This is a genomic window from Methanoculleus caldifontis, assembly GCF_032842345.1.
Lineage (GTDB): Archaea > Halobacteriota > Methanomicrobia > Methanomicrobiales > Methanoculleaceae > Methanoculleus > Methanoculleus caldifontis.
The window spans coordinates 1,499,114-1,511,988 of sequence record NZ_WBKO01000001.1; the positions used below are offsets into that span (position 1 = coordinate 1,499,114).

A 12,875-nucleotide genomic window follows, 5' to 3' on the forward strand; every position below is an offset into this window, starting at 1 on the left:
CCCCAACATTTATCGGGGCCGCCCTCCAGTCTGGGCCTCCATGCAGGATATCCCCCCTCACCTCAACGAGGTGCTGAAGTTCCCGCTCGTCGAGGCGCTCTTCGGGCGGCGCTCCCGGCGGTTCTCCCTCGGCGCCTCCATCCCGGACGGGGTCTTTGCCTATACCTCGGAGAGAGATCCGGTGCCCCTGACCGAACTCGAGCGGGCCCTCGTCCTCGCGGCAGTGGGCGGCGTATCGGGCTGGAACTACCTGATCATGCGGAACGCCCGGTACGCCCCGCACCTCCCCGACTACGCCGGTTCGGCAGTGGGCCGGCCGTTTCCCTCGCCGGCGGGATTCGAGACCTCCGACTTCTTCTTCACCGACGATACCGGCGTCTACTTCCTCTCGACCCGCGACGCCCCCGCCCCGGCCGAAAGCCCCCCGCCAGGGGGCGTCTTCGACGTCGAGAGCATCCTTGCCGCGGTCCGCCCGCGTATCCGCAAACTCGCTGACGGCCGCCTGAAGATCCCGGCGGCCGAGCCGCATATCGAGGGGCACAACACCTGGTGCGTCAACCGGCCGGGCAGCCTGCTCGTCATACCGGTCTGCGACCTCGCGCAGGAGCTCATCGCCACCCTCTGCTACTACGTCCGGAACGGCTACTGCATCTACGACGACATCCACCGCGAGAAGATCCCCGGCATCGAGCGTTTCGGCCGCCTCGTCGACGTCGAGAACCCAATCCCGCTCTCGTTCATAGAGATGTTCGCCGTCGCCGAGGCTACCGCCGAACTTGCGACGTCATGCTACGCGGGCGCGCTGATGCTCCAGGCGACGGGGCTTGGGGGGTGGATGTTCGACGGCATGAACCCGTTCTCGGTCCTCGGCGCAAGCGGCGACCCGGAGGTCCCGGGGCTCGGCTTTCGGTACGACACCGACGAGCGCTGGACGGTGCCGAACCCGACCGGCCTCGCCGGCGTCTTTGAGGGGTTCTGCCCGCCCCATTACCCGGACATGCGGCGGGCCGTCGAAGCGTTCGTCCGCCGGAAGTTCGGTGAGGGCGGGCCGTTCCACCCCGCGACCCCCGGCCCCTGGAAGGAGAGCGGGCGTGTCCGGGGCAGCGCGGAGATGCACGGCGAGGAGTTCGTCGACTGCGTCTCGACGATGGCGCAGTATGTCTACGACCGGTTCGGCAAGTTCCCGGGCACCGTGCCCTCGATCTTCCTCCTTACCTACCTCCAGGCCCACCATCTCGACCTCGCGTTCTACGATCGGTTCTTCAGGGAAGGAGCGTACCTGCGGACCCACGCGGAGCATATGGCACGGTGGCACGGGGAGGGTGCAGGGCCCGGCCCCTGAGGGCGGCCGTGCGGAGCCGCAGCCCGACGGTCCCCGGAATTATTTTGTACTCACCCTCCGTATGGATGTATGAGGAAGAAGAATGGACTTTTCCGAGTGCGTGAAATTCGCAAACGAAAACCCCGTGACCCACATCGCGACAACGGAGGGCGACCAGCCCCGGGTCCGGGCGTTCGCCATGTGGTTTGCCGACGAGACCGGGTTCTACTACCACACCGGGACCCCGAAGGCCGTCTGGCGCCAGCTCAGGGAGAACCCGAAGGTCGAGCTCTGCTTCTATGCACCCGGCGATGCAGGGAAGATGATGCGGGTCGCGGGGTCGGTCGAGTTCGTCGAGGACGCGGCCTTGAAAGAGCGCCTCGTCAAAGAGCGGCCGTGGCTCCTCCAGATAGGGGTCACCGGCCCCGCCGACCCGAAACTCGCCGTCTTCCGCGTGGCCCACGGCGAGGCGTACTTCTGGACCATGGAATACAATATGCGGGAGGCCGAGGCGCCCCGCGTCAGGTTCTAGGCGTGCAGGGGCCTCTCCCTCTTTTTCTAATAATGCCGCCGGAGGAATCTCCGGACCTTCTCCGACTCGATCCAGCCCTGGTCGAGCCGGTCGATGAGGGCGTCGATGGCGGCGGCCTGCGTAGCAATCTCCGCCGAGTACTTTGAGTCGTCCATCCCGGCAAGCCCCGCGATCACCTGGAGGGGCTGGCGGACCTGGTCGCCGAGGGTGGCGAACTGCTCGATGTTCCGTTCGATCTGGTCGAACGCCTTCCGCCGTACCTCCTCGATCTTCCTGCGCTCCGAGATGTCGCGGGAGATGGAGAGAACGGTCGTCTTCCCCTGGAGGGGGAAATGGAGCGAGTTGATCTCGACCGGCACCCGGCTCCCGTCCTTTGCGACGTGCTCGCTCTCGTAGAGGATCCGGTCGTTCAGGCGGAACTGCTTTAAGATCGCAAGGACGCTGCCGAGCCTCTCCGGCGGGACGATATCGAGCGGCGACCGTACCAGCAGTTCGTCGCGGGTGTAGCCGAGCCTCCTGCAGGCGACCTCGTTTGCCTCGACAAACCGCGTCGGCACCGACTCCGGGGAGAGCTCGAAGACGAGGATGGCGTCGTTCCCCTTCTCAAAGAGCGTCCTGTAGCGCTCCTCGCTCTCGCCGAGGTGCCGCTCTGCGAGTTTCCAGCGCGTGATCTTCCGGTAGATCTCAAGCCTGTTGTTGCAGAGGGGGTAGAGGCGCATCGGGTGGCTCGTGCACTCGAGCCAGCATTCCTCGCCGCCGGGCTTACGGAGGTGCAGCTCGCGGTTGCCAGCGGCTGTACCCGGACCCCCGGTCAGCGGGACGATGAACCGCTGCGTGAACGTCCCGGCGGGCATCCCGGCGACGTCGGACTCTCCCAGGTCGAAGAGGTGCCGTATGCTCGCGTTCACCCACCTGACCCGGTTCGCCTCGTCGACGATGACAATCCCGTCCTCGAACTCGTCGAGCACCCGGTAGATGGTGAAGAGGAGGAAGAGCAGCATGCCGGGGTTGGGATCTGCGCCTGTTGCCGGGCGAGCCGTGCCGCACCGTCCCGGCGTCACGGCCGGCTGCTCTGCATATGGTTCCGGGAAGGCGTCGGTGGCCGGTTCGTCTCTCTGCATGGGTGGAAGTACAGTTCCATGTTTTAATATTAATGTGTTGCGAAAATGGCCCCGGACGCCCGTGCCCTCTCCCCCGTTCCCGCCGGTTCACCAATCTTTCTTCATCGCCTCAGCCTTCAACTCCTTCGGCATCAGCTCGATCGCGTACCGGAGCGCCGTCCGGGGCATGACTCTCTTATTTGCCATGACGTAGGAGAAGACCTCGTCCGTGTGCTTCCGGCTCGCCTCCTTGAGGAGCCAGCCGTAGCCTTTCTGCACCAGGTCGTCCGTATCGGTCAGGAGGAGACCGGCGATCGCGATGGCCTCGTCGAGGAACTCGCCGTGCTTTGCCGGCACGATCAGCGAGACCGCCGCCGCCCGTCGCATCCAGCGGTTCTCCGACTGCGTCCAGCGCTTCAGCTCCTCGATATGTTCCGGGAACCGGACGATGAAATCCCCGACGGCGTGGTTGCAGAGGCCGTCGCAGGTGGCCCAGTTGGTGATGTAGTTCTCGATCCAGTGCCGGAAGACCGCGATGTCGCCTGGTTCGTAGCGGTCCGCGAGCCGCGGGGCCCACTCGGAGACGACGAACGCCTCTTCCATCATCCCCGACGAATAGAGTTCCTCGCAGAGGGCGAAGATCTCCTGCTTCTCGCGGGTTCTGACGTCCTTCCAGTACTTCTTCGCGATCGCAACTCCGGTTGCCGTCTTCATCCCGTAGCACCGGACCTCTTCCTTGAAGAACCGCTGGCCTTTCTCGCGGATCTCGGGGTCCGCGTGCGCCGCGAACTCCTGCCGTATCGCCTCGATGACCGGATCCATGTGGAGATCTACGAAGAGGCGACGGATAAACGCTCCGGGAGGCTCGAAGGCGTCCCGGCGCGAGTCAGAGGCCTGCCTTCCTGCTCCTCCGTTCAAGGAGCAGCACGTCCCGCCACCTGCCGTCCTTCATCCGGCCCGGACGTTCGCGGCGGCCGATGACCCGGAAGCCGTGCTTCTTGTGAAGGGCGAGGCTTGGTGCGTTCTCCGGGAAGATGCCGGCCTGGAGCGTCCAGAACCCTTCCCGCTCCGACGCGGCGATGAGTTCGGCGAGGAGCGCGCTCCCGACTCCCTGCCCGCGGGCGTCCCGCTCGACGTAGACGCTGACCTCGGCCACGCCGGCGTAGGCCGGGCGGCCGGAGGTGGGGCTCGCCGCCACCCAGCCGAAGATCCGCTCACCGTTGGCCGCAACGAAGCGGCAGGGCCGAAGATGGCCCGCGTCCCAGCGCTCCCAGGACGGCGCTTCCGCTTCAAACGTCGCGTTGCCGGTGGCGATCCCCTCGAGATAGATCCGGCGGACCTCATCCCAGTCGGCGGCGGTCATCTCCCGTATACTGCACGCCGCGCCGGGAGCTCTCGCGTCCCCTGCCGGCCGGGTGGACGCACTCCCCCGCACCTGCTCGAGCATCGTCCGGCGGGGGTAGAACCCGAACCTCCGGTAGAACGGGAAGGCCTCCTCATTTCCCTCCGCGACCGAGACCCCGTTTTCGATCGAGCCGTTCTCGTCAAGCCACGCAAGTGCCCGGTGCATGAGCGCCGTGCCAACGCCCTGCGAGCGGTAGGCCTCGTCGACGTAGAGAGACTCGACCTCCCCGATGCGCTCCGCCGAGAGCGAGGTTACGCAGTAGCCCACGCACCGGCCCGCCGCCGGATCGCAGGCCAGGTCGACCCGCAGGTCTCCTGCCTCTGCACACCGGGCAAAGTACGCCTTCCGGTCGTCGAAGGTCACGCGTTCGAAGAAGGCCCGGAACGTCCGTGCCCGGATGCGGTGGTGCTCGCAGATCCGGTTCCAGAGCGGGCGGATAACGTCGATCCCGGCAAAGTCCGTGGTGCGGTACTCGATCGGGAGCACCGGTGGGGTCATGCCTCCTCTCCCCCCGCCTTCGCCGGGCACCGGGGTGCTGCCGCTTCGTCGATGCCGAGGTACTGCGTCCCCCAGGCGCAGAGCGCCTCCATGACCGGGAGCAGGGTCCGGCCGAACCCGGTGATGGCATACTCCACCCGGGGCGGCACCTCGGGGTAGACCGTCCGTTGCACGACCCCGTCCTCCTCCAGTTCCCGGAGTTGCCGGGTGAGCATCTTTGCGTTGACACCGGGGAGTTCCCTCTGCAGTTCCGAGAACCGTTTGACTCCGTCGCAGAGGTGCCAGAGGATGAGCGGCTTCCATTTGCCGCCGATGACGTCGAGCGCCGCCTCGACCGGGCAGTGGAAGGTCCTGCCGTTCTTCGTGTATGTCATGGTTGCACCAATGAAAGTAAGTTACCCGAGTGCCTGTATTCCCTATATCTCCTCTTATGGAGTATTTTACCCTGATGATCCGTAACGCCTGAGGCGAAAGGACTATCTATGCTGACGCGCCCGGCACCCTGCCGGGAGTGAGGTACAACCATGGAAAAGAACGAGATTGGAAAGAACTTCTTCATCCCGATGCCGGTCGTGCTCGTCGGGACGCAGGTGAACGGAAAGGCGAACTTCATGGCCGTGGGCTGGTGCTCGCGGGCGAACGGCAACCCGCCGATGATCCTCTGCGGGATCGCAAACTCCCACCACACGCCTAAAGGAATCGCAGAGACGGAGACCTTCTCGGTGAACCTCCCGTCGTCGGCCCTGCTGGAGAAGACCGACTACTGCGGGATCGTCTCCGGTAACACGGTCGACAAGTCGGCCGTCTTCGACGTCTTCTACGGCACGCTCAAGACCGCACCGATGATCCGGGAGTGCCCGGTCAACCTCGAGTGCCGGCTCGTGCAGGCCGTCCCGCTCCCGACCCACACGGTCTTCATCGGCGAGATCGTCGGGGCGTATGCGGATGAGGGGGTGCTCCGGGACGGTAAACCGGACTATGCGGCTATCGATCCGCTCCTCCTGACCATGCCCGACAATCGCTACTCGAGGCTTGGAGAGCACGCCGGCGACGCCTGGAGCGCCGGCAAAAGCCTGGTGCAGAGGACCTGAAGGGGTACCGGATGGAGACCATACTCGTAGACCCGGACCTCTGCACCCGTTGCGGGATCTGCTCGACCGTCTGCCCGTCCTCGATCATCGATTCGGCGGGTGAGGACACCCTTCCCGGAGTTCCGGGGGAGAAGGCCGGGATGTGCATCGCCTGCGGCCACTGCGAGGCCTTCTGCCCGGCGCAGGCGCTCCTCCTGAACGTCAGGCCGGAGGAGAGGAAGTCTGTTCCGGCGGGCGCCGGGACCCTGTCGGCCGAAGACCTCGGCGTCTACCTCCAGAAGCGCCGCTCCGTGCGCCGCTACACGGGCGAGCCCGTCCCGCAGGAGACGATCCTCGCGGTCCTCGATATCGTCCGGTACGCGCCGTCGGGAGGGAACGGGCAGCCGGTAGAATGGCTCGTCGTCCACGACCCGGAGAAGGTCAGGAAGGTCGCCGCCCTGACGGTCGGCTGGATGAAGACCCTTGTGGGGAGCAGCCACCCGATGAGCGGTTACGTGCCGGGGCTCATCCGTGCATGGGAGGCGGGGCACGACGTCGTCTGCCGCGGCGCCCCGCACCTCCTCGTCGCCCATATCCCGGAGGGAAACCCGGTCGCGTCCACGGACGCGATCATCGCTCTCGCGCACTTCGATATCGCCGCCCCGGCGTTCGGCATCGGCACCTGCTGGGCGGGGTTCGTCGCGATGGCGGCCGCGTCCTACGAGCCGCTCCAGCGGGAACTCGGCATCCCCGCCGGGCGTAAGAGCGCCTACGCGATGCTCTTTGGGAATCCACAGTATGCGGTTCATGGCATCCCCCGCCGAAAACCCCTGCAGGTGGCGTGGCGGTAAGGAGCGTGGATGAATATGGATATATTCGACGCTATCCACCGGCGGCGTGCGGTTCGCCGGTATCTTCCCCGGCCGGTCGCGAGAGAGGATATCTACCGTATCCTCGACGCCGCGAATTGGGCTCCCTCGGCCATGAACCTCCAGCAGTGGGAGTTCCTGGTGGTGACGGGGAAGAAGATCCGTGAAATGGGAGAGAGCTTCCACGCGATCGTCGGAGGATATGCACGGGAAGGCGCCTCCCCGCCCGGCGGCGAGGAGTTCCTCCGGTTTGCCCGGACCTACGGGGGTGCACCGGCGGTGATCGTCGTCCTGACCGATGCGGCCGACGCCCCGAACATGCAGAGGGCGAACCTCGAGAGCGCGAGCGCCGCGATGGAGAACCTGCTCCTCGCCGCGACCGCGCTCGGCCTCGGCACCTGCTGGATGACCGGGCCGCTCCAGGACGAGCGGTCGCTGCGCACTATCCTCGATATCCCCGCTGAAAAGGAGATCGTGGCCGTCACGCCGCTGGGGTACCCCGACGAGGCGCCCCCGCCTAGGCCGCGCCACGACCCGGACCTCGGGCGGAAGGTGCGGTGGGTGGAGTGACGTCCGGTCAGGACAGGAGTAGGATGATATGACGACGGTCATTGGCATCAATGGAAGCCCACGGAAGACGTGGAACACGGCAACGCTGCTTGGACATGCGCTCAAAGGCGCCGCGTCGTCGGGGGCGGAGACGGAACTCGTCCACCTCTACGACCTCGACTTTAAGGGGTGCACGAGTTGCTTTGCCTGCAAGATGAAAGGTGGAAAGAGTTACGGGAGGTGCGCCGTGTGCGACGATCTGGCGCCTGTCCTCGACCGGATTGGCGGAGCGGATGGGCTCATCCTCGGTTCGCCGATCTACTTCGGCACCGTTAGCGGAGAGATGCGATCCTTCATGGAGCGACTGCTCTTCCCCTACCTGATCTACACGCGGCCGCCGCGGTCGCTCTTTCATGGGAGGGGCCGTGCCGCGTTTATCTATACGATGAACGCCCCTGAAGCGGTTGCGAGGGAGAACTACGCGGCACACATCCGGGAGAACAGGTCCGCGCTCGAGAGGCTGTTCGGCCGGACAGAATCGCTCTGCTCGTTCGAGACGCTCCAGTTCGAGGACTATGATATGGTGGATTCCGGCTATTTCGACCCGGAGGAGCGGCGGGAACGGTACAGGACAGTCTTTCCGGAGGACTGCAGGCGGGCTTTCGAGCTGGGCGTCCGGCTGGCCGGAGGCTGTTGAGGGACTACCGTGCGGGACGGGTCCTCTTCCCACGACTGCCGAGGTACCGCTCGATGTGCGTCTTTCTGATCCCCATCGCGAGCAGGCGCAAAAAGACCTCCTCGCGGCCGAGGGTCGCAAGTTCCTCTTTCGCCCGCCGTAGCGCCTCGACTTCGTCGGGATAAGGGAGCGGGCCCGTCCCCTCCGTCAGGTCGCGGAGGAGCGCCGGGTCGCACCCGGTCGCGGCGATCCCCTCCCCCGGGCGCATGGTGATCCGGCATGCCCCGGCAGCGTATTCGATCCGCCGCCACCCGTCCTCCCACTCGATCGTCACGTAGGAGGCCGGGGAGCAATCGAGGGCGACGTAGGCTTTCCCGGCGATCTCTGAGACCAGCATACCATAGTGGCCGGTGACGACACACGCCGCGGGGAGGTCAAAGAGCCAGACCCGGTCGGCGAGAGGTGCGTGGGCCACCACAATATCGGCCTCCTCACGGGCCGACCCGGCCATCCTCTTCTCCCGCCTGGTCGGAACGCCGAGGAAACATATGCCGCAGACGGTCTCCCTCTTCCCCGAGATCTCGTGGATGCGGGGGCTCGCCTCCGCCGCCTCCCGGACCCGGCCGTAGGTGCCCATCGTGTCGTCGTTATTCCCCTCGACGACGACGCAGTGCCTCCCCGCCGCCGCGATCTCGCGGAGGAGGCCGAGGAAGAGCTCCGTTTCGTCGAGCCCGGAGCGCGAGCACCGGTCGTAGGCACCATCCCCGGCGAAAACTATGACCTCCGGGTCAGTCTCCTCGATAAGGCGGAGGAACGAGTCCCGGTCGACCTTCCGGCCGCCGGGCGCGCCCCGCTCCTTCGTCCCCCAGGAGAGATCGCTGAACGCGAGTATCCTCGTCATGGGCCGGGGTTGGGCACCCGGGGGTGATAGGTCTCGCGGTCGGATCGGGTATGGTTATTCTGTCCTCGTGATTACCGGATCTTCGTGAACTGCCCGTGCGGACAACGGCCCAGGGATCTCTGGCACGGAGAAGGAGCAGTTCTTCCAGCGCAAATGCATGAAGAAGACCTGAATCGACCTATCCTTTGTCGGAGAACCCCTCTCGATGGCCGGGATGGCGATCGCGGAAACGAGAGAGCCCGGGAACCGGGCACAGTTCGAGAGTCGTGTGCCTCCGGGAGAGATGGGAATACGTGACCGGTCCTGCCCCACTGCGCCGGGAAGGGTAGCCGGGACCCCATCGCACCCGCCGCCCCTGTTCCGGGCGGAGACGATCCCCTCTCTCTACAGATGTCCGGCTGTGCTGCGCCGGACCTGCGCCCGGATCTCGGCAAGAAGGCCCTGGTAAAGCGGAATCGGCATCCCCCCGATATGGACCAGCGCATCGGCCCCGGCGGCGGACGCTTCCTCCCCGATCTCGTGACGGTCCCAGACCGAGAAGACGATGACCGGCAGCCTCTCCCACCTGCTCCGGATCCCGGCGATGAACGCCGCACCGTCTACGTCCGGCAGGAAGTAATCCGTCACGACGGCATCGAACGCCTGTGCTTTCAGGAGGGCGAGGGCCTCCCCTGCCCGTCCGGCGGTCGTGACGGCCGCTCCGCCCGATCGCTCCAGGTAAATCTTCGCAAGCATCTGGTGTGCGGGGTCGCCGTTGATGAAGAGAATCGATATCATGGACGTGTTCAAGCGGTTCAGGTGTTCATCACCTGCTCCTGCAGGAGCCGCCGGACGTCGAGCCATACGGTAAGATTGTTCCGGTCGGCGTTTCTGTCGTCGGCCTCGGCCTCGGCGCCCTGCTTGATGATGCCTTTGATGTAGCCGGATGCCGAGACGGCGCTGTCCATTGTGTCGACGTCCTGCCCGGCCACCTGGCGGACGCTGCTGACGTCGTCGACGATGATCCCGACGTTCGACCCCCCGGCGGCCTCCGGGACAAGAACGATGATCTTTCTGTTCGCGATGACCTCGCCGTCGGCGAGGCCGAGGAGGATATTTAAGTTGATGATGTTTGTGATCTCGCCCCGGAGATTGATGATCCCCTGGATATACGCGGGCGAGCGGGGGAGAGGAGTGATCGGGATCATCTCCACGATCTCCCGGGCAAGCTGGATGTCCAGCGCGTAGTGCCCGCTTCCGAGCCGGAACTCCACCACATCGGTGATCTCTGTCATCCGTTCCCCTCCTCGCTCAGACCCGGAACCGCTGCATCTTCGTGCTGAGGTCCCCGACCATCTGGCTGATCTCGTGGGCGGCGCTCCCGATCTCCTCGGTCGAGGCGCTCGCCTCCTCTGCGAGGGCCGCGAGGTCGTCCATCTGCTCCTGGGTATCCTTGGTCAGCAGCGTGCCTTCCGCCATCCCCTGGACGACGCTGTTCGTGGCGTTCGCCTGGTCCTCGGTGGCGCGGGCGATCTCGCCGAGGCCGTGGGCGACCACCTCGGCCTCGCTGATGATGGTGTTGAGCGCCTCGATCGTCTTGTTCACGCTCGACACCCCCGTCTCTATCTCACTGTGCGCCGATTTGATCGCGGCCGCGGTCTTCTGGCTGCTCGTCTGGATGCCGTCGATCACCTGCTCGATGTGCCGGGTCGCGCTCTTCGCCTCCCCGGCGAGGTTCCGGACCTCCCCGGCGACCACCGCAAACCCGCGCCCGTGCTCTCCTGCCCGGGCGGCCTCGATCGCGGCGTTCAGGGCGAGAAGGTTGACCTGGTTCGCGATATCGGTGATGAGCTTGACGATGTTGTTGATCTCGCGCATCTGAGCGTTCAGGCCCTCGATCTCCTCGACGCTCTGCTTTGCGATCCCCTCGACGATCTGCATCTTCTTTGAGGCCTCGTCGCCGAGATCCTGCGCCTGGTGGCCCTGCCGGGCCGCGTTCCGGGCCCGTTCGAGGACGTTCTGCGAGGTGCTCGCGATCTCCTCGTTCGAGGCCGAGAGGTCGGCCATCTGCCGGTCGACGGCCTCGATCCGGGCAAGCACCTGCTTGGCAAGATCGGCGCACCGCTGGCTGGTGCTCGAGACCTGCTCGGCCGCCTTCGCGATCTCCTCCGACCCTTTGCCAGTCTCCGCGGTCCCTTCCTCGACCTGGACGATCGCCCGGTTGATCTCCTTGATTGCCGCTGCGATGGTGCCTATGGCACTGTTGAAGTCGCCCTTCACCTTCGCCAGCGGGTCGTCCTCTCCGATTGCCACGACCCGGGTCAGGTCGCCCTTCGCGACCGCAGCAAGGGCCATGGCAAGGTCCTGCACGCTCCTGTCGAGGGACTTGGCCTTCTCCTGCGCCTCGTCCATCAGGATCTGTACCTGGCGCTCCTTCTCCCTGACCTCCGTCAGGTCGACGACGTACTCGACAGCCCCGACCACGCTGCCCTTCTCGTCGAAGAGCGGGGTTCCGTCGTACATGATCGGGATCTCTTTCCCCGATGGCCGGGCGACGGCCTCGCCGCGCTCCATCCGCCGCGACTGCATCGCGCGGGCACACCGGCACTCCGGGGTCCGGCAGTGGTCGGTCTTGAAGATATCGTAGCACTTCATCCCGACGACATCGGCCGGTTTTCTGTCGATCAGGGCGGCTCCGGCCTTGTTGATCATCTGCACCGTGAAGTCGCGGTCGATCTTCATCACCGGGACCGTCTCAAGAGCGTCGAGCACCTCTCCGGTGTCCTTCATCACCTGCAGGACTTCCCCTTCTTTCTTCCGCTGCTCGGTGACGTCGACATAGATGTAGAACGCCATCTCGACGCTGCCCGCTTCGTCGAAGATCGGGATGCCGTGAAGTTGGAGAGTCTTTTTCGTCCCATCGGTGAGTGTGACCGAGAACTCGTTGGACATTCTGCGCTGTTCGTCGAAGGTGGCGTAGAACCCGTCGCCGCTGAGGATCTCGGGCTTAAAGTCGGAGAGATTCTTATTCAGGAGTTCGTCGCGGGTTCCGTGCCAGACCGCCTCATACGCCCTGTTGATCTCGATCCTGTGGCGGTCCCGGTTCAGGATAGCAATGGCAAGGGGGTTGTCCCGGATCATCGTGTCCATCCGGGCCTGCGCCTTCCCGGTCTCCTCCATTCTGTCGTGCAGTTCCGTCCAGTCGTTCCAGACGTAGAAGGCCATCTCGATCTCGCCCTTCTCGTCGAGGATCGGGATGGCGTTCAGGGCCAGGTACTTCTTGACGCCGTCGGGCCACTTCGCGAGCACGTTCGTCCTCGCCCGCTTCTTCGTCTCGTAGCAGGCGTAGAAGTGCTCGCCGTCGAGGACGGTGATGTCGTAGTCGTAGAGTTTCTTCGCGAGGGTCTCCTCGCGGGTGCCCCGCCACATCCGGGCATACTCGTCGTTGATCTCGATCCGGCTCCTGTCGGCCCGAAGCACCGCAATGGCAAGCGGGTTGTCGCGGATCATCTGCGTAAACTGTCTCTTGAGCGCAGCGGCCTCGGCCTGTACGGCTGCAGATTCCTCGAACTGTCTTCTGAACCGCTCGATCGTTGCGTTGATCATCTCCGCCAGGGGGCGCATCCCGGGGTCTACCTGCTCTTCGTCAATCCGGGCGTTCAGGTCTCCGTTCCGGAGCCTCGTGAGGGTATCGAGTATCTCTCCTTCACTCATGTACATCAGTCCGTTTGAGTGGAATCCGCAGGGGAAACTGCAATGAACAGCGTGGAGGTTGCACTCCGGCTCTCCGCCGGCGATAGAGGCCGGACGGAGCATCTGCTCTCCAGAGCGAGGCCAGAAGGTACAACAGGTTTGTCGGTTCCGGCGTTCGCGGATCCCTGTTCCGAACGCCCGGATGTCCCTTACGTTCTATTTGTTCCGCAAATGCATGAATAGTGGCAACGCGGCGGTGCGCACCGGAGCTGCTGTGCGCCG

14 protein-coding genes are annotated in these 12,875 nt (G+C 65.1%); 6 read left to right on the forward strand and 8 right to left on the reverse strand.

From position 1 onward, the window contains the following. Positions 1–40: 40 nt before the first annotated feature. Together F8E02_RS07545 and F8E02_RS07550 are read left to right on the forward strand one after the other, a co-directional pair. On the forward strand, positions 41–1,342 hold the full coding sequence (locus F8E02_RS07545; RefSeq protein WP_317064876.1) for a hypothetical protein: 1,302 nt from the start codon (positions 41–43) through the stop codon (positions 1,340–1,342). An 82-nt stretch (positions 1,343–1,424) separates the two neighbouring features. After that, the gene (locus F8E02_RS07550) at positions 1,425–1,853 is read left to right on the forward strand and encodes a pyridoxamine 5'-phosphate oxidase family protein (protein WP_317064877.1); all 429 of its coding nucleotides are present in this window, start codon (positions 1,425–1,427) and stop codon (positions 1,851–1,853) included. A 26-nt stretch (positions 1,854–1,879) separates the two neighbouring features. Here the strand turns inward: F8E02_RS07550 and F8E02_RS07555 are convergent, their stop codons facing one another. The 4 genes from F8E02_RS07555 to F8E02_RS07570 form a co-directional block, all read right to left on the reverse strand. Then, on the reverse strand, positions 1,880–2,974 hold the full coding sequence (locus tag F8E02_RS07555; RefSeq protein ID WP_317064878.1) for a PAS domain-containing protein: 1,095 nt from the start codon (positions 2,972–2,974) through the stop codon (positions 1,880–1,882). Positions 2,975–3,061: 87 nt separating this feature from the next. Then, entirely contained in the window at positions 3,062–3,775 is a 714-nt protein-coding gene (locus tag F8E02_RS07560; protein ID WP_317064879.1) for a DNA alkylation repair protein, read from the reverse strand. A 64-nt stretch (positions 3,776–3,839) separates the two neighbouring features. Further along, positions 3,840–4,856: a GNAT family N-acetyltransferase gene (locus tag F8E02_RS07565; protein WP_317064880.1), complete on the reverse strand. Its 1,017-nt coding sequence runs from the start codon at positions 4,854–4,856 to the stop codon at positions 3,840–3,842. Further along, positions 4,853–5,230 carry a winged helix-turn-helix transcriptional regulator gene (locus tag F8E02_RS07570; protein ID WP_317064881.1) on the reverse strand — a complete coding sequence of 126 codons (378 nt, stop codon included), beginning with the start codon at positions 5,228–5,230 and terminating at the stop codon, positions 4,853–4,855. Before F8E02_RS07570 ends, F8E02_RS07565 begins: the two co-directional genes overlap by 4 nt. A 150-nt stretch (positions 5,231–5,380) precedes the next feature. Here F8E02_RS07570 and F8E02_RS07575 point away from each other — a divergent pair, with 150 nt between their 5' ends. From F8E02_RS07575 to F8E02_RS07590, 4 genes are read left to right on the forward strand one after another with little or no spacing between them, the layout of a single operon-like run. Continuing rightward, complete coding sequence (locus tag F8E02_RS07575; RefSeq protein WP_317064882.1) at positions 5,381–5,947, forward strand: flavin reductase family protein; 567 nt, start codon at positions 5,381–5,383, stop codon at positions 5,945–5,947. Between the two features lie 11 nt (positions 5,948–5,958). Further along, complete coding sequence (locus F8E02_RS07580) at positions 5,959–6,777, forward strand: nitroreductase family protein (RefSeq protein ID WP_317064883.1); 819 nt, start codon at positions 5,959–5,961, stop codon at positions 6,775–6,777. Positions 6,778–6,792: 15 nt separating this feature from the next. Further along, entirely contained in the window at positions 6,793–7,365 is a 573-nt protein-coding gene (locus F8E02_RS07585) for a nitroreductase family protein (protein ID WP_317064884.1), read from the forward strand. 28 nt (positions 7,366–7,393) lie between these two features. Beyond that, positions 7,394–8,041, forward strand: a complete 648-nt coding sequence (locus F8E02_RS07590; RefSeq protein WP_317064885.1) for a flavodoxin family protein — start codon at positions 7,394–7,396, stop codon at positions 8,039–8,041. 4 nt (positions 8,042–8,045) lie between these two features. On the opposite strand, the gene F8E02_RS07595 is transcribed toward F8E02_RS07590, so the two are convergent. The 4 genes from F8E02_RS07595 to F8E02_RS07610 all read right to left on the reverse strand — a co-directional run bounded on the left by F8E02_RS07595 (position 8,046) and on the right by F8E02_RS07610 (position 12,614). Next, the gene (locus tag F8E02_RS07595) at positions 8,046–8,921 is read right to left on the reverse strand and encodes a metallophosphoesterase (RefSeq protein WP_317064886.1); all 876 of its coding nucleotides are present in this window, start codon (positions 8,919–8,921) and stop codon (positions 8,046–8,048) included. 384 nt (positions 8,922–9,305) lie between these two features. Continuing rightward, positions 9,306–9,698: a response regulator gene (locus F8E02_RS07600; protein ID WP_317064887.1), complete on the reverse strand. Its 393-nt coding sequence runs from the start codon at positions 9,696–9,698 to the stop codon at positions 9,306–9,308. A 17-nt stretch (positions 9,699–9,715) separates the two neighbouring features. Further along, positions 9,716–10,195: a chemotaxis protein CheW gene (locus tag F8E02_RS07605; RefSeq protein WP_317064888.1), complete on the reverse strand. Its 480-nt coding sequence runs from the start codon at positions 10,193–10,195 to the stop codon at positions 9,716–9,718. A 16-nt stretch (positions 10,196–10,211) separates the two neighbouring features. Further along, entirely contained in the window at positions 10,212–12,614 is a 2,403-nt protein-coding gene (locus tag F8E02_RS07610) for a methyl-accepting chemotaxis protein (protein ID WP_317064889.1), read from the reverse strand. Positions 12,615–12,875: the final 261 nt, after the last annotated feature.

Coding starts and splice junctions, on each gene's coding strand:
- F8E02_RS07590 (WP_317064885.1), top strand. CDS start 7,394: ATGACGACGGTCATTGGCATCAATGGAAGCCCACGGAAGACGTGGAAC.
- F8E02_RS07595 (WP_317064886.1), bottom strand. CDS start 8,921: ATGACGAGGATACTCGCGTTCAGCGATCTCTCCTGGGGGACGAAGGAG.
- F8E02_RS07550 (WP_317064877.1), top strand. CDS start 1,425: ATGGACTTTTCCGAGTGCGTGAAATTCGCAAACGAAAACCCCGTGACC.
- F8E02_RS07600 (WP_317064887.1), bottom strand. CDS start 9,698: ATGATATCGATTCTCTTCATCAACGGCGACCCCGCACACCAGATGCTT.
- F8E02_RS07575 (WP_317064882.1), top strand. CDS start 5,381: ATGGAAAAGAACGAGATTGGAAAGAACTTCTTCATCCCGATGCCGGTC.
- F8E02_RS07545 (WP_317064876.1), top strand. CDS start 41: ATGCAGGATATCCCCCCTCACCTCAACGAGGTGCTGAAGTTCCCGCTC.
- F8E02_RS07610 (WP_317064889.1), bottom strand. CDS start 12,614: ATGAGTGAAGGAGAGATACTCGATACCCTCACGAGGCTCCGGAACGGA.
- F8E02_RS07555 (WP_317064878.1), bottom strand. CDS start 2,974: ATGCAGAGAGACGAACCGGCCACCGACGCCTTCCCGGAACCATATGCA.
- F8E02_RS07580 (WP_317064883.1), top strand. CDS start 5,959: ATGGAGACCATACTCGTAGACCCGGACCTCTGCACCCGTTGCGGGATC.
- F8E02_RS07565 (WP_317064880.1), bottom strand. CDS start 4,856: ATGACCCCACCGGTGCTCCCGATCGAGTACCGCACCACGGACTTTGCC.
- F8E02_RS07605 (WP_317064888.1), bottom strand. CDS start 10,195: ATGACAGAGATCACCGATGTGGTGGAGTTCCGGCTCGGAAGCGGGCAC.
- F8E02_RS07560 (WP_317064879.1), bottom strand. CDS start 3,775: ATGGATCCGGTCATCGAGGCGATACGGCAGGAGTTCGCGGCGCACGCG.
- F8E02_RS07570 (WP_317064881.1), bottom strand. CDS start 5,230: ATGACATACACGAAGAACGGCAGGACCTTCCACTGCCCGGTCGAGGCG.
- F8E02_RS07585 (WP_317064884.1), top strand. CDS start 6,793: ATGGATATATTCGACGCTATCCACCGGCGGCGTGCGGTTCGCCGGTAT.